Annotated in this window: 17 protein-coding genes, 1 tRNA gene and 2 pseudogenes; 15 read left to right on the plus strand and 5 right to left on the minus strand. The window is 53.4% G+C overall.

Annotated features, from left to right (window positions below; all coding sequences use genetic code 11):
* The first annotated feature begins 84 nt into the window (after positions 1 to 84).
* Positions 85 to 160: transfer RNA gene (locus tag NAZ64_RS19955), tRNA-Trp, on the plus strand.
* Between the two features lie 100 nt (positions 161 to 260).
* On the opposite strand, the gene hdfR is transcribed toward NAZ64_RS19955, so the two are convergent.
* Positions 261 to 1,109 (minus strand): HTH-type transcriptional regulator HdfR, encoded by an 849-nt coding sequence (gene hdfR, locus NAZ64_RS19960; protein ID WP_115400789.1) that lies wholly within the window; start codon positions 1,107 to 1,109, stop codon positions 261 to 263.
* 106 nt (positions 1,110 to 1,215) lie between these two features.
* On the opposite strand from hdfR, the gene maoP reads away from it, so the two are divergent.
* Positions 1,216 to 1,554: a macrodomain Ori organization protein MaoP gene (maoP, locus tag NAZ64_RS19965; RefSeq protein ID WP_000840996.1), complete on the plus strand. Its 339-nt coding sequence runs from the start codon at positions 1,216 to 1,218 to the stop codon at positions 1,552 to 1,554.
* A gap of 24 nt (positions 1,555 to 1,578) precedes the next feature.
* Here the strand turns inward: maoP and NAZ64_RS19970 are convergent, their stop codons facing one another.
* Positions 1,579 to 3,099: a YifB family Mg chelatase-like AAA ATPase gene (locus NAZ64_RS19970; RefSeq protein WP_000050215.1), complete on the minus strand. Its 1,521-nt coding sequence runs from the start codon at positions 3,097 to 3,099 to the stop codon at positions 1,579 to 1,581.
* A gap of 351 nt (positions 3,100 to 3,450) precedes the next feature.
* Here NAZ64_RS19970 and ilvL point away from each other — a divergent pair, with 351 nt between their 5' ends.
* From ilvL to NAZ64_RS20015, 9 genes are all read left to right on the plus strand, one after another.
* Entirely contained in the window at positions 3,451 to 3,549 is a 99-nt protein-coding gene (gene ilvL, locus NAZ64_RS19975; protein ID WP_001311244.1) for an ilv operon leader peptide, read from the plus strand.
* An 86-nt stretch (positions 3,550 to 3,635) separates the two neighbouring features.
* Positions 3,636 to 3,686, plus strand: a complete 51-nt coding sequence (gene ilvX, locus NAZ64_RS19980) for a peptide IlvX (RefSeq protein ID WP_192930503.1) — start codon at positions 3,636 to 3,638, stop codon at positions 3,684 to 3,686.
* Positions 3,687 to 3,688: 2 nt separating this feature from the next.
* Positions 3,689 to 5,335, plus strand: a complete 1,647-nt coding sequence (gene ilvG / locus NAZ64_RS19985; RefSeq protein ID WP_220569527.1) for an acetolactate synthase 2 catalytic subunit — start codon at positions 3,689 to 3,691, stop codon at positions 5,333 to 5,335.
* Positions 5,332 to 5,595, plus strand: a complete 264-nt coding sequence (gene ilvM, locus NAZ64_RS19990; RefSeq protein ID WP_000983260.1) for an acetolactate synthase 2 small subunit — start codon at positions 5,332 to 5,334, stop codon at positions 5,593 to 5,595. Before ilvG ends, ilvM begins: the two co-directional genes overlap by 4 nt.
* Positions 5,596 to 5,612: 17 nt before the next feature.
* Positions 5,613 to 6,542 (plus strand): branched-chain-amino-acid transaminase, encoded by a 930-nt coding sequence (ilvE, locus tag NAZ64_RS19995; protein ID WP_220569526.1) that lies wholly within the window; start codon positions 5,613 to 5,615, stop codon positions 6,540 to 6,542.
* Positions 6,543 to 6,701: 159 nt separating this feature from the next.
* Entirely contained in the window at positions 6,702 to 8,552 is a 1,851-nt protein-coding gene (gene ilvD / locus NAZ64_RS20000) for a dihydroxy-acid dehydratase (RefSeq protein ID WP_220569525.1), read from the plus strand.
* A 2-nt stretch (positions 8,553 to 8,554) separates the two neighbouring features.
* A complete protein-coding gene (gene ilvA / locus NAZ64_RS20005) occupies positions 8,555 to 10,099 on the plus strand; it encodes a threonine ammonia-lyase, biosynthetic (protein ID WP_220569926.1) in 1,545 nt (514 codons plus the stop codon).
* A 282-nt stretch (positions 10,100 to 10,381) separates the two neighbouring features.
* Positions 10,382 to 10,699 (plus strand): type II toxin-antitoxin system RelE/ParE family toxin, encoded by a 318-nt coding sequence (locus tag NAZ64_RS20010; RefSeq protein ID WP_220569524.1) that lies wholly within the window; start codon positions 10,382 to 10,384, stop codon positions 10,697 to 10,699.
* Complete coding sequence (locus NAZ64_RS20015; protein ID WP_220569523.1) at positions 10,696 to 11,037, plus strand: helix-turn-helix domain-containing protein; 342 nt, start codon at positions 10,696 to 10,698, stop codon at positions 11,035 to 11,037. Before NAZ64_RS20010 ends, NAZ64_RS20015 begins: the two co-directional genes overlap by 4 nt.
* 2 nt (positions 11,038 to 11,039) lie before the next feature.
* Here NAZ64_RS20015 and ilvY read toward each other — a convergent pair whose 3' ends face one another.
* Positions 11,040 to 11,927 carry an HTH-type transcriptional activator IlvY gene (ilvY, locus tag NAZ64_RS20020; protein WP_000365798.1) on the minus strand — a complete coding sequence of 296 codons (888 nt, stop codon included), beginning with the start codon at positions 11,925 to 11,927 and terminating at the stop codon, positions 11,040 to 11,042.
* Between the two features lie 164 nt (positions 11,928 to 12,091).
* Between ilvY and ilvC the strand changes: the two genes are divergently transcribed.
* Positions 12,092 to 13,567: a ketol-acid reductoisomerase gene (gene ilvC / locus NAZ64_RS20025; protein ID WP_000024943.1), complete on the plus strand. Its 1,476-nt coding sequence runs from the start codon at positions 12,092 to 12,094 to the stop codon at positions 13,565 to 13,567.
* 91 nt (positions 13,568 to 13,658) lie between these two features.
* On the opposite strand, the gene ppiC is transcribed toward ilvC, so the two are convergent.
* The gene (gene ppiC, locus NAZ64_RS20030; protein ID WP_001096806.1) at positions 13,659 to 13,940 is read right to left on the minus strand and encodes a peptidylprolyl isomerase PpiC; all 282 of its coding nucleotides are present in this window, start codon (positions 13,938 to 13,940) and stop codon (positions 13,659 to 13,661) included.
* 192 nt (positions 13,941 to 14,132) lie between these two features.
* Between ppiC and NAZ64_RS20035 the strand changes: the two are divergent.
* The 3 genes and pseudogenes from NAZ64_RS20035 to rep all read left to right on the plus strand — a co-directional run.
* A pseudogene (locus NAZ64_RS20035) lies at positions 14,133 to 14,288 on the plus strand (Crp/Fnr family transcriptional regulator); the annotation flags it as partial.
* Positions 14,240 to 14,364 (plus strand): annotated as a pseudogene (locus NAZ64_RS20040) (nicotinamide riboside transporter PnuC); the annotation flags it as partial. The pseudogenes NAZ64_RS20035 and NAZ64_RS20040, both read left to right, overlap by 49 nt.
* Before the next feature lie 99 nt (positions 14,365 to 14,463).
* Entirely contained in the window at positions 14,464 to 16,488 is a 2,025-nt protein-coding gene (gene rep / locus NAZ64_RS20045; protein WP_001238842.1) for a DNA helicase Rep, read from the plus strand.
* Between the two features lie 39 nt (positions 16,489 to 16,527).
* Here the strand turns inward: rep and gppA are convergent, their stop codons facing one another.
* Positions 16,528 to 18,009 (minus strand): guanosine-5'-triphosphate,3'-diphosphate diphosphatase, encoded by a 1,482-nt coding sequence (gppA, locus tag NAZ64_RS20050; RefSeq protein ID WP_001089447.1) that lies wholly within the window; start codon positions 18,007 to 18,009, stop codon positions 16,528 to 16,530.
* Positions 18,010 to 18,039 lie beyond the last annotated feature (30 nt).

Below are 18,039 nucleotides of genomic sequence, written 5' to 3' on the forward strand. Positions count from 1 at the left end.
GAGCGGTAGTTCAGTTGGTTAGAATACCTGCCTGTCACGCAGGGGGTCGCGGGTTCGAGTCCCGTCCGTTCCGCCACCCTAATTAGGGGCGTAGTTCAATTGGTAGAGCACCGGTCTCCAAAACCGGGTGTTGGGAGTTCGAGTCTCTCCGCCCCTGCCAGAAATAATCCTTAGCATCTGCTAAGGATTTTTTTTGCCTGAAATTACCTGATTATCTGATCAGGTAATCGTAAGTTCCCTTCTTTTTCTTTTCATCATTTTCATTGTTCATCCAGCACATCCGTTTTTAACAGATCGCAGATCAGCGAGTATTTATCGCTGTTTTGCAGCCAAATGGCGTATAGCGGCCGTGAAAGCGTTGCGCTGTCGGCAACGGTATGTAATCCGCCCTTTTCATTTGCCCAGTTTACAGGAAGCCAGCTACAGCCATTTAATGCGCTAAGCTGCTGCCGGGCGAGTTCGGCTGAGCTGGTTGTTAATACCGGCACTTCATCTGCTGCGATCAGCCCTGTTTCATGCTGTTGGAAGTCTGGTCCCCACTCCAGCCGCAGATAATTGAGTTCTGATTTCTTACGGACAGGGCTGCTGCAATATAACGCCAAAGTGAAGTGCCCTAACAGCTGACTGCTGAACTCATCCATTTTGGGCGCTTCGGTAGTAATGAGGAGATCAAGCTGGCGTTCATGAAGTTGCTTCACAAGCGATTGCCGTTGAGCGATTCTGGCTTCGAATTGCAGGCCGCTTTGCGGCTCCTGTAGTTGGTACAGTCGACCCAGCCAGGCGTTAAGCATACACTCCCATAAAGACGCGCTGGCGCCGATGGAAAACTCGTTATGACGTGAGGTATGCGCCACCTCTTTACGTGCCGCCTGCCACGTATTCATCAGCGTTTCCGCATACGGTAAAAGTTTTTCGCCAGCTGTGGTTAAACGGATATTGTTTCTGTGCCGCGTAAAAAGGTTTACGCCCAGTTGATTCTCCAGTTGCCTGATACGAAAGCTCACCGCGGATTGCGTCAGGTAAAGTGCTTCTGCGGCCCGCCCGAAATGGCGTGTCCGGCTAACTTCCAGGAAAGTTTTTAACAATTCCGTATCCACTGTGCTCTCCACAAAATTATTTGTCGTTATGATTTAAATGTTTTGTTTTACACTCTGTCAAGCGTAACTAATACTCCGCGCCATAAATAGCTCAGACAAAGAATTAGGAGCGTGCAGGATGGCGGAAAGCTTTACGACGACTAATCGATATTTTGACAATAAACATTATCCACGTGGATTCTCTCGTCACGGTGATTTCACGATTAAAGAGGCACAACTGCTTGAGCGTCATGGTCATGCCTTTAATGATCTGGATCTTGGCAAGCGTGAGCCTGTGACTGAAGAAGAGAAGCTATTTGTAGCGGTATGTCGCGGTGAACGCGAGCCGGTAACGGATGCAGAACGCGTCTGGTCCAAGTATATGACGCGTATCAAGCGTCCAAAACGCTTCCACACCTTGTCTGGCGGCAAGCCGCAAGTTGAAGGCGCGGAAGACTACACCGAAGCTGATGATTAATAAAAAGGGCGTAATGCCCTTTTTTTACGCCAGCAGCTTTTGCAAATGAATTAACAACCTGTCTATCGCCCGATAGCTTACCGCCTCCTGCAAATGCTGGCGCGAGATCTGGTCAGCCAGTTCTATGTCGGCAATGGTTCTGGCCACTTTTAGTAAACGCTGCCAGGCGCGAATGGATAACCCAAGATGCACCAGCGTGTCTTCAAGCCAGCGAGCGTCATCGTGATGCAAAACACAATATTTTTGGATTTCGCGACCCTCCAGACGCGCGTTTAACTTCTTCTGGCGTCGGTACTGCCGTTCATGGGCGGCGATGACCCGCTTTTTTACCGTAGCGCTGCTCTCACCCTTTGAGGCGTGTTGGCTAAGAATCCCGGGCGGAGGAAGCGGTATCTCAAGCGAAAGGTCAAAACGATCAAGAAACGGGCCTGACAACCGATTAAGGTAACGTAGTGTCTGTTCTGGCGTGCAGCGATTATGGTTTCCCTGATAATGTCCGGTCGGGCTGGGATTCATTGCGGCGATTAACTGGAACCTGGCAGGGTACGTTATTTTCGCTCTGGTACGGGATAAATGAATTTGACCGGATTCTATAGGTTCACGTAGCGCATCCAGTGTGCGTCGTTCAAATTCAGGCAATTCATCAAGGAACAAAATTCCATTGTGCGCCAGCGATATCTCTCCCGGTGCGGGTATTGCGCCGCCGCCGACCATAGCAGTAAGTGAGGCGCTATGATGAGGTGAGCGAAAGGGACGTTGCTGCCATCGTTTTTGTACCGTATCGGCATTAACCAGACTGAGGATCGCGGCGCTTTCCAACGCCTCTTCATTGCTTAATGGTGGAAGAATCCCGCTTAGTCGACTGGCCAGCATGGTTTTACCCGTACCCGGCGGGCCGATCAATAGCAGATTATGTCCCCCTGCCGCTGTAATCTCCAGGCCGCGTTTACCCTGCTCCTGACCGATCACATCGCGAAGATCGGCAGTTGCGGTAGGCGATGCCATATCCTGAGCTAAAGGTCTTTCCAGGGCGTGTTTCCCTTCCAGAAAGGCGCAGACGGTTTGTAGATGATCGGCGATAAAACATCCTTCTTTGCTGATAAGCCCAACCTCCGCCGCGTTCTCTGTTGCGACGATAATATTTCTGCCGGCCCTGATGGCTTCCGTTGCACTTGATATTGCGCCAGGAACGCCGCGTAATGCGCCTGTAAGCGCTAACTCACCCACCAGCTCATATGCCTCAAGATTCGACGCTGTAAGCTGCTCAGACGCGGCCAGAAGCGCAACAGCAATAGGCAGGTCATACCTTCCGCCCTCTTTCGGTAGATCGGCTGGAGCAAGGTTAATGGTTATTTTTTTAGCCGGAAATTCATATCCGCTATTAATAATCGCACTACGTACCCGGTCACGCGCCTCTTTTACCGTGGTTTCCGGTAGGCCAACCATGGTTAATCCCGGTAATCCATTACTGATATGCACCTCTATAGTGATAGGCGGCGCATTGACGCCAAGTGCGGCGCGAGTATGAACAATCGCCAGTGACATAATCCCTCCTGTTACGTGGATTATGCGGAATAGAAGAGAAAATCGAATTACTGACTTTTTGTTTTTTAGCGGCTGCTTCCTGAATTTTGGCGTCATTTTCAGGTAAAAAACATCAAACTGGAAGAGCGCTCGCAGAAGCGAAAAGAAGGAAAACAGGGTGTAGAGTGCGCCAAAAGGGGGAGGAAAACGTGAAAATTTTTCAGTTGCTAATTTTTCTTATAAAAAACAAAGCACTTTTAGGCATTCACCTGCATTATCTGAAACGTGGTTAAAAAAATATCTTGTGCTATTGGCAAAACCTATGGTAACTCTTTAGGTATTCCTTCGAACAAGATGCAAGAATAGACAAAAATGACAGCCCTTCTACGAGTGATTAGCCTGGTCGTGATTAGCGTGGTGGTGATTATTATCCCACCGTGCGGGGCTGCACTTGGACGAGGAAAGGCTTAGAAATCAAGCCTTAACGAACTAAGACCCCCGCACCGAAAGGTCCGGGGGTTTTTTTTGGCCTGAAAAACTTAAGCGAGGAGCAGAGCGTGAATAACAGCATAAAATTCTGTTTCTCAAGATTTACGACGGGGATGTAACTATGAACGGGGCACAGTGGGTGGTACATGCTTTGCGAGCGCAGGGGGTGAAAACCGTATTTGGTTATCCTGGCGGCGCAATTATGCCGGTTTACGACGCGTTGTATGACGGTGGTGTGGAGCATTTGTTGTGTCGACACGAGCAGGGTGCCGCAATGGCGGCAATCGGTTTTGCCCGTTCTACCGGCAAAACCGGTGTTTGTATCGCCACTTCCGGCCCTGGCGCCACTAACCTGATCACTGGCCTGGCGGATGCGTTGTTAGATTCGGTCCCCGTCGTCGCGATCACGGGTCAGGTTTCCGCCCCGTTCATCGGCACCGATGCGTTCCAGGAGGTGGATGTGTTAGGCCTGTCGCTGGCTTGTACCAAACACAGCTTCCTGGTGCAGTCGCTGGAAGAGTTGCCGCGCATCATGGCGGAGGCTTTTGAAGTCGCCAACGCTGGCCGTCCTGGCCCGGTTCTGGTGGATATCCCGAAAGATATCCAGTTAGCCAGCGGAGCGCTGGAGCCCTGGTTCACTACCGTTGCTAACGAAGCGACATTCCCGCAGGCTGATGTGGAACAGGCGCGCCAGATGCTGGAACAGGCGAAAAAACCCATGCTGTACGTCGGCGGTGGTGTTGGTATGGCGCAGGCGGTTCCGGCGCTGCGTAAATTTATCGCGGTAACGCAAATGCCAGTTACCTGCACGCTGAAAGGGCTGGGGGCTGTTGAAGCTGATTATCCGTACTATCTGGGCATGCTGGGAATGCACGGTACTAAAGCGGCTAATTTCGCGGTGCAAGAGTGTGATTTACTGATCGCCGTTGGTGCACGTTTTGATGACCGGGTGACCGGTAAGCTGAATACGTTTGCGCCGAACGCCAGCGTAATCCATATGGATATCGACCCGGCGGAAATGAACAAACTGCGTCAGGCACACGTCGCGTTGCAGGGCGATTTAAATTCGCTGTTGCCGGCATTACAGCAACCGCTGAAGATCGACGCATGGCGTCAGTCCTGTGCAGAGCTGCGCGCAGAACACGCCTGGCGCTATGACCATCCTGGCGAGACTATCTATGCGCCGTTGTTGTTGAAGCAATTGTCGGAACGCAAACCCGCAGACAGCGTGGTGACGACGGATGTGGGGCAGCATCAGATGTGGTCAGCCCAGCATATGACTTACACCCGCCCGGAGAACTTTATCACTTCCAGTGGTCTGGGGACGATGGGATTCGGCTTACCGGCGGCCGTTGGCGCGCAGGTAGCGCGACCGAATGATACCGTTATCTGTATCTCCGGTGACGGCTCTTTCATGATGAATGTTCAGGAGTTGGGCACCGTAAAACGCAAGCAGTTACCGTTGAAGATAGTCTTACTCGACAACCAGCGGTTAGGGATGGTTCGACAATGGCAGCAACTGTTTTTCCAGGAGCGATATAGCGAAACCACCCTGACCGATAACCCCGATTTCCTCATGCTGGCCAGCGCCTTCGGCATTCCAGGCCAGCACATTACTCGTAAAGACCAGGTTGAAGCGGCACTCGACACGATGTTGGCAAGCGAAGGGCCGTACCTGCTTCACGTCTCAATCGACGAACTTGAAAATGTCTGGCCGTTGGTGCCGCCTGGCGCCAGTAACTCTGAAATGCTGGAGAAATTATCATGATGCAACATCAGGTCAATGTATCGGCACGCTTTAATCCAGAAACCTTAGAACGTGTTTTACGCGTGGTACGCCATCGTGGTTTTCAGGTGTGCTCCATGAATATGGAAGCCGCGACCGATGCGCAGAATATAAATATTGAATTGACCGTTGCCAGTCCCCGGTCGGTCGACTTACTGTTTAGTCAGTTAAGTAAACTGGTAGATGTTGCGCATGTCGCAATCTGCCAGAGCGCTGCCACATCACAACAAATCCGCGCCTGAGCGCAAAAGGAAGAAAAATGACGACGAAAAAAGCTGATTACATTTGGTTCAATGGCGAGATGGTGCGCTGGGAAGACGCGAAGGTTCACGTAATGTCTCACGCGCTGCACTACGGTACGTCGGTATTTGAAGGGATTCGGTGCTACGACTCTCACAAAGGCCCGGTAGTGTTTCGTCATCGTGAACATATGCAGCGCCTGCGCGACTCAGCAAAAATTTATCGTTTTCCGGTTTCCCAGAGCATTGATGAGCTGATGGAAGCCTGCCGCGACGTAATTCGTAAAAATAATCTGACCAGCGCCTATATCCGTCCGTTGGTATTTGTCGGCGATGTCGGTATGGGCGTTAACCCGCCCCCGGGATACACCACTGACGTCATCATCGCCGCGTTCCCGTGGGGGGCATACCTGGGCGCCGAAGCGCTGGATCAGGGGATCGATGCGATGGTTTCTTCCTGGAATCGCGCTGCGCCGAACACCATTCCAACCGCCGCGAAAGCGGGCGGTAACTATCTTTCCTCACTGCTGGTGGGTAGCGAAGCGCGCCGCCACGGCTATCAGGAAGGCATCGCCCTGGATGTAAACGGCTATATCTCCGAAGGCGCAGGCGAAAACCTGTTTGAGGTAAAAGATGGCGTGCTGTTTACTCCGCCGTTTACCTCTTCCGCGCTGCCAGGCATTACTCGCGACGCGATCATCAAACTGGCGAAAGAGCTGGGTATTGAAGTGCGCGAGCAGGTGCTGTCCCGTGAATCGCTGTATCTGGCCGACGAAGTGTTTATGTCCGGAACCGCGGCAGAAATTACTCCGGTACGCAGCATTGATGGTATCCAGGTAGGTGAAGGCCGTTGCGGCCCTGTTACCAAGCGTATTCAACAAGCCTTCTTTGGTCTCTTCACTGGAGAAACCGAGGATAAATGGGGCTGGTTGGATCCGGTAAATTCATAATAAATAAAATTAATATTTTCCCAAAATAATTTGCGTCACAGGAAGGCGGCAACGCAGCGAATCCCCAAGGCTTACTGTAGTAAGTGACTGGGGTGAGTGAGGCAGCCAACGCACCTGTGGCGTGAAGTATGAAGGGAAAAGATGGGGAGTAAATAAAGCATGCCTAAGTACCGTTCCGCCACCACCACCCATGGTCGTAATATGGCGGGTGCCCGCGCGCTGTGGCGCGCCACCGGAATGACCGACAGTGATTTTGGCAAACCGATTATCGCCGTGGTGAACTCATTCACTCAATTTGTGCCGGGTCACGTTCATCTGCGCGATCTCGGTAAGCTGGTCGCCGAACAGATTGAAGCTTCCGGCGGTGTGGCGAAAGAGTTCAACACTATTGCCGTGGATGACGGGATCGCCATGGGGCACGGGGGTATGCTCTATTCACTGCCGTCGCGCGAGCTGATCGCCGACTCCGTGGAGTACATGGTGAACGCTCACTGCGCTGACGCGATGGTGTGTATCTCCAACTGCGACAAAATCACCCCAGGGATGCTCATGGCCTCGCTGCGCCTGAATATTCCGGTGATCTTTGTTTCCGGCGGACCGATGGAAGCCGGGAAAACCAAGCTTTCAGACAAAATTATCAAGCTGGATCTGGTTGATGCCATGATTCAGGGAGCGGACCCGAAAGTCTCTGACGATCAAAGTAACCAGGTGGAGCGCTCCGCCTGTCCAACCTGCGGCTCCTGCTCCGGCATGTTTACCGCTAACTCCATGAATTGCCTGACCGAAGCGCTGGGCCTGTCGCAGCCGGGCAACGGTTCGCTGCTGGCGACCCATGCTGACCGGAAGCAGTTGTTCCTCAATGCCGGTAAGCGGATTGTTGAACTGACTAAACGCTATTACGAGCAGGATGACGAAAGCGCACTGCCACGAAGCATTGCCAACAAGGCGGCGTTTGAGAATGCGATGACGCTGGATATTGCGATGGGCGGTTCGACCAATACCGTTCTGCATCTACTGGCGGCGGCGCAAGAAGCGGAAATCGACTTCACCATGAGTGATATCGACAAGCTGTCCCGCAAGGTGCCGCAGTTGTGTAAAGTGGCGCCAAGTACCCAGAAATACCATATGGAAGACGTTCACCGTGCCGGCGGTGTGCTGGGCATTTTAGGCGAGCTGGATCGCGCCGGGCTGCTGAACCGCAACGTGAAAAACGTATTAGGCCTGACGCTGCCACAAACGCTGGAACAGTACGACATCACGATTACGCAGGACGAAGCGGTTAAAAAAATGTTCCGTGCTGGCCCTGCCGGTATCCGTACTACCCAGGCGTTCTCGCAGGATTGTCGCTGGGATTCGCTGGATGACGACCGCGCAGCGGGTTGCATCCGCTCGCTGGAATATGCCTATAGCAAAGACGGCGGTTTGGCGGTGCTGTATGGCAACTTCGCCGAAAACGGCTGCATTGTGAAAACCGCAGGCGTGGATGACAGCATCCTTAAATTTACCGGCCCGGCTAAAGTGTATGAAAGCCAGGACGACGCGGTAGAGGCGATTCTCGGCGGCAAAGTAGTGGAAGGCGATGTAGTCGTGATCCGCTACGAAGGGCCGAAAGGCGGGCCGGGAATGCAGGAAATGCTCTATCCGACCAGTTTCCTGAAGTCGATGGGGCTGGGCAAAGCCTGCGCGCTCATCACTGATGGGCGTTTCTCCGGCGGGACTTCCGGTCTTTCCATCGGCCACGTCTCGCCGGAAGCGGCCAGCGGCGGCACTATTGCGTTGATTGAAGATGGCGACACTATTGCGATTGATATCCCAAACCGCAGCATTCAATTGCAGTTGAGCGAGGCTGAAATCGCCGCACGCCGCGAGGCGCAGGAAGCTCGCGGCGATAAAGCCTGGACGCCGAAAAATCGTCAGCGTCAGGTTTCGTTTGCCCTGCGTGCCTACGCCAGCCTGGCGACCAGCGCCGATAAAGGCGCGGTGCGCGATAAATCGAAACTGGGAGGTTGATGATGGCGGAATCTCAACCACTGTCAGTCGCGCCGGAAGGGGCGGAGTATCTGCGCGCGGTGCTACGCGCGCCAGTATACGAAGCGGCGCAGGTGACGCCGCTGCAAAAAATGGAAAAGCTCTCGTCACGTCTGGATAACGTTATTCTCGTCAAACGCGAAGACCGGCAGCCGGTACATAGCTTTAAGCTGCGCGGCGCTTACGCGATGATGGCCGGATTGACCGAAGAACAAAAAGCCCACGGCGTGATTACTGCGTCGGCGGGGAATCATGCACAGGGCGTGGCGTTCTCCTCCGCGCGGCTTGGCGTGAAGTCGCTGATTGTCATGCCAAAAGCAACGGCGGATATTAAAGTCGATGCGGTACGCGGTTTTGGCGGCGAAGTGCTGTTGCACGGCGCTAATTTTGATGAAGCGAAAGCGAAAGCTATTGAGCTGGCGCAGCAGCAGGGTTTTACCTGGGTGCCGCCGTTTGATCACCCAATGGTGATCGCCGGGCAGGGCACGCTGGCGCTGGAACTACTTCAGCAGGATTCGCATCTCGATCGTGTCTTTGTGCCGGTTGGCGGCGGCGGCCTGGCGGCGGGCGTAGCGGTACTGATCAAACAATTGATGCCGCAAATCAAAGTGATTGCCGTCGAAGCGGAGGATTCCGCCTGCCTGAAAGCGGCGTTGGAAGCCGGTCATCCAGTGGATCTCCCGCGCATTGGGTTATTTGCTGAAGGCGTGGCGGTAAAACGCATCGGCGACGAAACCTTCCGCCTGTGCCAGGAATATCTCGACGACATTATTACAGTCGATAGCGACGCTATCTGCGCGGCGATGAAAGATCTGTTTGAAGATGTGCGTGCGGTGGCGGAGCCGTCCGGCGCGCTGGCGCTGGCGGGGATGAAAAAATATATCGCCCAGCACAATATTCGCGGCGAACGCCTGGCGCACGTCCTTTCCGGCGCCAACGTCAACTTCCACGGCTTGCGCTATGTGTCTGAACGCTGCGAGCTGGGGGAACAGCGCGAAGCGCTACTGGCGGTGACCATTCCGGAAGAAAAAGGGAGCTTCCTCAAATTCTGCCAGTTGCTTGGCGGGCGTATGGTCACCGAATTTAACTACCGTTTTGCCGACGCGAAAAATGCCTGTATTTTTGTCGGCGTCCGCGTCAGTCAGGGGCTGGAGGAGCGAAAAGAGATTATCACCCAACTGTGCGACGGCGGTTATAGCGTAGTGGATCTCTCCGACGATGAAATGGCGAAGCTGCATGTGCGCTATATGGTCGGCGGACGCCCCTCCAAGCCATTACAGGAGCGTTTGTATAGTTTCGAATTTCCGGAGTCGCCCGGCGCGTTGCTCAAATTCCTGCATACGCTTGGCACGCACTGGAATATTTCGCTATTCCATTACCGCAGCCACGGTACCGATTATGGCCGCGTGCTGGCGGCGTTCGAGTTAGGCGATCATGAGCCGGATTTCGAAACCCGGCTGCATGAACTGGGCTATGAATGCCATGATGAGAGCAATAACCCGGCGTTCCGGTTCTTTCTGGCGGGTTAATTCAGCGTTTAGTTTTTCAGGCCCACAAAGTAAAGTGGGCCTGATATCCAGATATGATCTTCCCTCAGTTATTGGGCTTTTCTGCCAGTCCGGAGCATCCACTCATTTAATTTTGCGAGACGTTTTCCAGAAGGCGCCCAATCTGCTTGTGGTGAAACTCGGCTCACCATATCGTTAGTATCGCCATCACTCGCACCTGTTAAAAACAAAGTATAAAATTTTATACACAAGGATGTTATGTTACTCACCCGAGCTCTCTCCAATGAAAAAGAAATTCGATGAGTGGGATCTTCTCTGGAGGATCTCCTGGCTTTTCCCATAACGGTACGTAAAGCAGTCGGTTATCAGTTTCATAAAATTCAATATGGAATTGAACCGGATGACTGGAAACCGTTTTCAGAAATTGGGACTGGGGTAAATGAAATTCGGATTCGTGACAACAATGGTATCTATCGCGTTATGTATGTCGCTAAGTTTGAAGAAGCACTCTACGTTTTGCATAGTTTCCAAAAACAGACGCAACAAACCAGTCAGCACGATAAAAACATCGCCAGAACGCGTTATAACCGGCTGGTGCAACAACGGAGAAACAGCTTGTGATTGCCAAAACTGATAGTGATATTCGCCATGTGACGCCATCTGGCGGTAATGTTTTTGCTGATTTGGGGTTTGATAAGCAGGACGCAGAAAAGTTTTACGCTGATTCCCTGAGTGAAATCGAAAACACGTTAGCCATTAAAGAACAGCTCATGGAAGGAATTACCCTCTGGATTACGCGAAACCAGATGAAGCAAGCCGAGGTTGCTACAGTTTTGCATATATCCCGACCGCGCGTTTCTGATGTCGTCAACAAGAAATGCAGCAAATTCACCATTGATGCTCTGGTGAATATGCTTAGCCGTATTGGGAAGCCTGTTCGGGTAATGGTAGGGCCGTAAAACTAATTCGGTAAAATCTTCCAGAACGCATCAATTAGCGGCTCATGCAGCCGCTTTTTTTGCGCGCAGACGCCCAGTTCAAACGGCGTTTTTTCGTCGCTGCGCTCTAAAATCATCACCCGATTGCGCACCGGTTCCGGGCTGTTTTCCAGCACCACTTCCGGCAGCAGCGCCACGCCGCAGCCCAGCGCCACCATTGAGACCATCGCTTCATGACCGCCGACGGTGGCGTAAATCTGCGGATTGCTGATTTTATGGCGGCGAAACCACAGCTCAATGCGGCGGCGTACCGGCCCCTGATCGGCCATGATAAACGGCACCGTCGACCAGTCGGGCTTATCAACCGAAACCTGATTACGCACCGGGCAGGGCAGCGCCGGGGCGATCAGCACCACCGCCAGATTTTCCAGCATCGAAAACGCCACCGCGCCGGGCAGCGTTTCTGGTTTGCCGGCGATTGCCAGGTCCGCTTCTCCCGTTACCACCTTTTCCATCGCATCGGCAGCGTCTCCGGTCGTCAATTTGATTTCAACAGAAGGGTGTTCGGCGCGAAAACGGTCGAGGATCGGCGGCAGATGACTGTATGCCGCGGTCACTGAACAGAAGATATGGAGTTCGCCGGAAAGGGACGGCCCCTGCTGATCGAGGGTATGGCGCAACTGCTGATATTGCAAAAGTGTCTGTTGGGCAAACACTCGCAGCTCTTCACCCGCTTCGGTCAGCGTGACCGTGCGGTTATCACGCACAAACAGCGGCTGGCCGAGATCTTCTTCCAGCCGCTGAATCTGCCGGGAGAGCGTGGAGGGGCTGACGTGCATCGCCCGCGCGCTGCGGCCAAAGTGGCGGCTTTCCGCCAGATGCAGGAAGGTTTTTAGATCGCGTAAATCCACAGACAGACCTCCGGTTTTTGACGTTGCATAAACCGCAACATAACGTTGTGAATATATCAATTTCCGCAATAAATTTCCTGTTGTAATGTGGGTTCATTCGCACAGATAGCAATCTGTAAACCGAACAATAAGCGCGACAACACAACATCACGGAGTACACCATCATGGCTAACTACTTTAATACACTGAATCTGCGCCAGCAGCTGGCGCAGCTGGGTAAATGCCGCTTTATGGGCCGCGACGAATTCGCCGACGGCGCGAGCTACCTGCAGGGTAAAAAAGTGGTTATCGTCGGCTGTGGCGCTCAGGGTCTGAACCAGGGCCTGAACATGCGTGACTCCGGTCTGGATATTTCCTACGCCCTGCGTAAAGAAGCGATTGCTGAGAAGCGTGCTTCCTGGCGTAAAGCGACCGAAAACGGCTTCAAAGTAGGCACCTACGAAGAGCTGATCCCGCAGGCGGATCTGGTGGTTAACCTGACGCCGGACAAACAGCACTCCGACGTGGTGCGCTCCGTACAGCCGCTGATGAAAGACGGCGCGGCGCTGGGCTACTCCCACGGCTTCAATATCGTGGAAGTGGGCGAGCAGATCCGTAAAGACATCACCGTGGTGATGGTGGCGCCGAAGTGTCCGGGCACCGAAGTGCGCGAAGAGTACAAACGTGGTTTCGGCGTGCCGACGCTGATCGCGGTACACCCGGAAAACGACCCGAAAGGCGAAGGTATGGCGATTGCTAAAGCCTGGGCGGCGGCCACCGGTGGTCACCGTGCGGGCGTACTGGAATCTTCTTTCGTGGCAGAAGTGAAATCTGACCTGATGGGCGAGCAGACCATCCTGTGCGGTATGCTGCAGGCCGGTTCTCTGCTGTGCTTCGACAAGCTGGTGGCAGAAGGCACCGACCCGGCATACGCCGAAAAACTGATTCAGTTTGGCTGGGAAACCATCACCGAAGCGCTGAAGCAGGGCGGCATCACCCTGATGATGGACCGTCTGTCTAACCCGGCGAAACTGCGTGCTTACGCGCTGTCCGAACAGCTGAAAGAGATCATGGCGCCGTTGTTCCAGAAACACATGGATGACATCATCTCCGGCGAATTCTCTTCCGGCATGATGGCTGACTGGGCCAACGACGATAAGAAACTGCTGACCTGGCGTGAAGAGACCGGTAAAACCGCGTTCGAAACCGCGCCGCAGTTTGAGGGTAAAATCGGCGAGCAGGAGTACTTCGATAAAGGCGTGCTGATGATTGCGATGGTGAAAGCGGGCGTTGAGCTGGCGTTCGAAACCATGGTCGATTCCGGCATCATCGAAGAATCCGCTTACTACGAATCACTGCACGAACTGCCGCTGATCGCCAACACCATCGCCCGTAAGCGTCTGTACGAAATGAACGTGGTTATTTCCGATACCGCAGAATACGGTAACTACCTGTTCTCTTACGCTTGCGTACCGCTGCTGAAACCGTTTATGGCGGAATTGCAACCGGGCGATCTGGGTAGTGCTATCCCGGAAGGCGCGGTAGACAACGCACAGCTTCGCGACGTGAACGACGCGATTCGTAGTCATGCGATTGAGCAGGTAGGTAAGAAACTGCGCGGCTATATGACGGATATGAAGCGTATTGCGGTAGCGGGTTGATATACCTTGTCGGGTGGCGCTAGCGCTTACCCGACCTACAAAATCAAGCAGACGATGTAGGCCGGGTAAGGCGTAGCCGCTACCCGGCTTTTTATTTGCGATACAATACTTTAATGATGTGGTAACCGAACTGGGTATGCAGCGGGCCGGTTGGCTCCAGTACCGGGCAGGAAAAGACTACTTTATCGAATGCCGGAACCATCTGGCCCTGACGAAATTCGCCTAAATGACCGCCTTTTTTACCGGATGGGCAGATAGAATGCTTCTTCGCCAGCTTCTCAAAATCGCCGCCGTTTTTAATTTGCTCCAGAAGATCTAAAGCCAGTTTCTCTTCTTTTACAAGAATATGCAGTGCTGCTGCCATTTTTGCCATTATTGTGTTCTCACGTCGCAAAGATTGGCCGTCACTTTATCACTCCTGGACCGTCAGACATATACTCTTCGCCATTACAGGACAGATGTCCCGCCTGATTTAATGAACCGGGAGATAAGCGGCATTTTTAGCGAGCGTATTTCGGATGTGCGGGACGGCGGTCCTGTCCTTTCTGACAAGGGGCGAGATACCATGAACATAATGAAAAACGCAGAATTTCCAGACGACTGGCTTTTAGGGCTACGCCAGGTCGTACGCGACCCAGTGCTCTATGAATTACTCAAATACTGCCCGTTGGAAATCATGCAGTACAGGGCGTTTATGCGATGTCGCTTGAGTATGTTCTGCTGACGGGGATTCTTACAGTTGGATCAAGAGCGCACAGCGTAATGGCTATACGCCGCTTGCCGCCAGAGCCTGCTGATTGACCTTTTCCAGGCTGCCTGAAAAAGCAGCCTGGTCTTCTCTGGGCCTCGCTTTCTGCTACAATCCCTCCCCCGTTCGAAGATTGAGCACTATTCCCATGCGTTTAAATCCCGGCCAACAACACGCTGTCGAATTCGTCACCGGACCCTGCCTGGTGCTGGCAGGAGCGGGTTCAGGTAAAACTCGCGTAATTACCAATAAAATCGCCCACCTGATCCGCGGATGCGGCTATCAGGCCCGGCATATTGCGGCGGTGACGTTTACCAATAAAGCGGCGCGCGAAATGAAAGAACGCGTCGGGCAGACGCTCGGCCGTAAGGAAGCGCGCGGTTTGATGATCTCCACTTTTCATACGCTAGGGCTGGATATTATTAAGCGCGAGTACGCTGCGCTGGGGATGAAATCGAACTTTTCATTGTTTGACGATACCGACCAGGTCGCCTTGCTCAAAGAGCTGACCGAAGGCCTGATCGAAGACGACAAGGTTCTGTTGCAACAGCTGATCTCCACGATCTCCAACTGGAAAAACGATCTCAAAACGCCTGCGCAGGCAGCGGCCGGGGCGAAAGGTGAACGCGATCGTATTTTTGCCCACTGCTACGGGCTTTACGACGCCCATATGAAGGCATGTAACGTTCTCGATTTTGATGATTTGATTTTGCTGCCGACGCTGCTGCTGCAACGCAATGATGAGGTGCGCGAGCGCTGGCAGAATAAAATTCGTTATCTACTGGTGGATGAATATCAGGATACTAACACCAGCCAGTATGAGTTGGTTAAGCTGCTGGTCGGGCAACGCGCGCGTTTTACGGTCGTAGGCGATGACGATCAGTCTATCTACTCCTGGCGCGGGGCGCGTCCGCAAAACCTGGTGTTACTGAGCCAGGATTTTCCGGCGCTGCAGGTGATTAAGCTGGAGCAAAACTATCGTTCTTCGGGCCGCATCCTGAAAGCGGCGAATATTCTCATCGCCAATAATCCGCACGTCTTTGAAAAGCGCCTCTTTTCCGAGCTCGGTTACGGCGCGGAACTCAAAGTGTTAAGCGCAAACAATGAAGAGCATGAAGCTGAGCGCGTTACCGGCGAACTGATTGCCCATCACTTTGTGAACAAGACCCAGTACAAGGATTACGCCATTCTGTATCGCGGGAATCATCAGTCGCGGGTATTTGAAAAATTCCTCATGCAGAACCGCATTCCGTACAAAATTTCCGGCGGCACCTCATTCTTCTCCCGTCCGGAGATTAAAGACCTGCTGGCCTACCTGCGGGTGTTGACCAACCCGGATGATGACAGCGCTTTCCTGCGCATCGTGAATACGCCAAAACGCGAAATCGGTCCGGCCACTCTGCAAAAACTGGGTGAATGGGCAATGACGCGTAATAAAAGCCTGTTTACCGCCAGCTTTGATATGGGGCTTAGCCAAAAGCTGACCGGACGTGGTTACGATTCATTGACGCGTTTTACCCACTGGCTGGGGGAAATCCAGCGTCTGGCCGAACGCGAGCCTGTCGCCGCCGTGCGCGATCTCATCCACGGTATTGACTATGAATCCTGGTTGTACGAAACCTCGCCGAGCCCCAAAGCGGCGGAAATGCGTATGAAAAACGTTAACCAGCTCTTTAGCTGGATGACTGAGATGCTGGAAGGCAACGAACTCGATGAGCCGATGACGCTGACCCAGGTGGTTACACGCTTTACGCTGCGCGATATGATGGAGCGCGGCGAGAGCGAAGAAGAGCTGGATCAGGTACAGTTGATGACGCTTCATGCATCTAAAGGACTGGAGTTCCCGTATGTCTATATGGTGGGAATGGAAGAAGGATTTTTGCCGCATCAAAGCAGCATTGACGAAGATAACATTGAGGAAGAGCGTCGGCTGGCCTATGTCGGGATCACTCGCGCGCAGAAAGAGCTCACCTTTACATTATGTAAAGAGCGCCGTCAGTATGGGGAACTGGTGCGCCCGGAACCCAGTCGCTTCCTGTTAGAACTGCCGCAGGATGATTTAATCTGGGAGCAGGAGCGCAAAGTGGTAAGCGCTGAGGAGCGAATGCAAAAAGGGCAAAGTCACCTGGCTAATCTGAAAGCCATGATGGCGGCAAAGCGAGCGAAATCGTAGGCCGGATAAGCGAAGCGCCATCCGGCAATCAGACCACGGTTAGCGAACGTCCAGCGGCCAGTGTACATAGCTTTGCCACTGGCTTTCCTGATCAATCAACTCTTTACCCAGCGGGTGATGCGCCAGCCAGTCGCCAGGCAAGGTTAACGTCAGATTTTCATTTAGCGCCTGTAGCGTAATTTCTGGTACCAGATCGTCACGACGGCGACCGGCAAAAAGAATCGCCAGGCGCAGCAAACGGCATAGCTGTTCCGCAACACGGGGCGGTACCGCATTTTGCTGATGAAGCGAAGAGAGATCGACCGGATTGGTCTGATTCAGTAAGAGGGTGGCGAGCAACTTTTTCTGCGCGGGCGTATAGCCAGGCAGATCCAAATGGCGTACTAAATAGGCGGCATGATAGGGCGCCTGTTTAAAATCAACGCTCAGACCGATCTCATGCAACTGGCAAGCGCTAAGCAACAGTTCACGACTGATAGGCTCAATATGCCAGGCATTTTCTACCTGTTTGAGGAAGTTATCTGCCAGCTTCGCTACGCGGTTCGCCTGATCGGTATCGACGATAAACCGACGCTGAATGTTTCGCAGCGTGCGGCTGCGGATATCCTGATCTACCGCCAGATGCAACATCCCATACACCAGCCCTTCGCGTAACGCGCCGCCTGCCAGCGTCATGCTCTGGATGTTCAGCTCGGTAAATATCGCGATCAGAATAGCCAGCCCACTTGGGAAAACCAGCGCGCGTTCCAGCGTCAGGCCTTCGATTTCCAGTTCTTCCAGACGCCCGCACTGTATCGCGCGTTGTTTTAGCTGCTGCAGTTTGGCGAGCGTAATGCGCTCGTCCATCCCCTGCGCCATCATGATTTCCTGCAATGCCTGTACGGTGCCGGAGGCACCCACGCAGACCTTCCAGCCATGAAAACGCAGTTCATCGGCAACCGGACGCAGTACATCGCGCGCGGCCTTCTCCGCATCATCAAAGTTTTCTTGCGCCAGATTACGATCGCTAAAATAGCGTTCAAGCCACGTTACGCAGCCCATCGACAGGCTAAACAGCGACGTGGTTTGCGCGCCAGTGCCGGTAACCAGTTCAGTGCTGGCGCCGCCGATATCCACCACCAGCCGCTGATCTGCGCCGCCGGTGGTATGAGCGACCCCCTGATAAATCAGCCGCGCCTCTTCTTCGCCGCTGATAACCTGCACCGGACAACCAAGGATAGTCTGCGCTTTCGCGATAAATTCACCCGCATTGACGGCGAGACGCAATGTTGCGGTGGCAACCACGCGGATTTGCGGCTGCGGAATATCCTGCAAACGTTCAGCAAACAGGCGCAGACATTGCCAGCCGCGTTCCATCGCTTCAGCTGAAAGGTGGTTGTCGTTGTTCAGACCTGCGGCCAGACGCACCTTGCGTTTTATTCGGGTCAGCGTCTGGATGCTTCCCGCCGCCTCGCGCACGACCAGCATATGAAAACTATTGGAACCGAGATCAATAGCGGCATACAACGAGGTGGAATTCATACACTTCATCCTTCAACCTGTATCCGTGTT

The sequence above is a fragment of the Salmonella sp. A1325 genome, assembly GCF_056991255.1.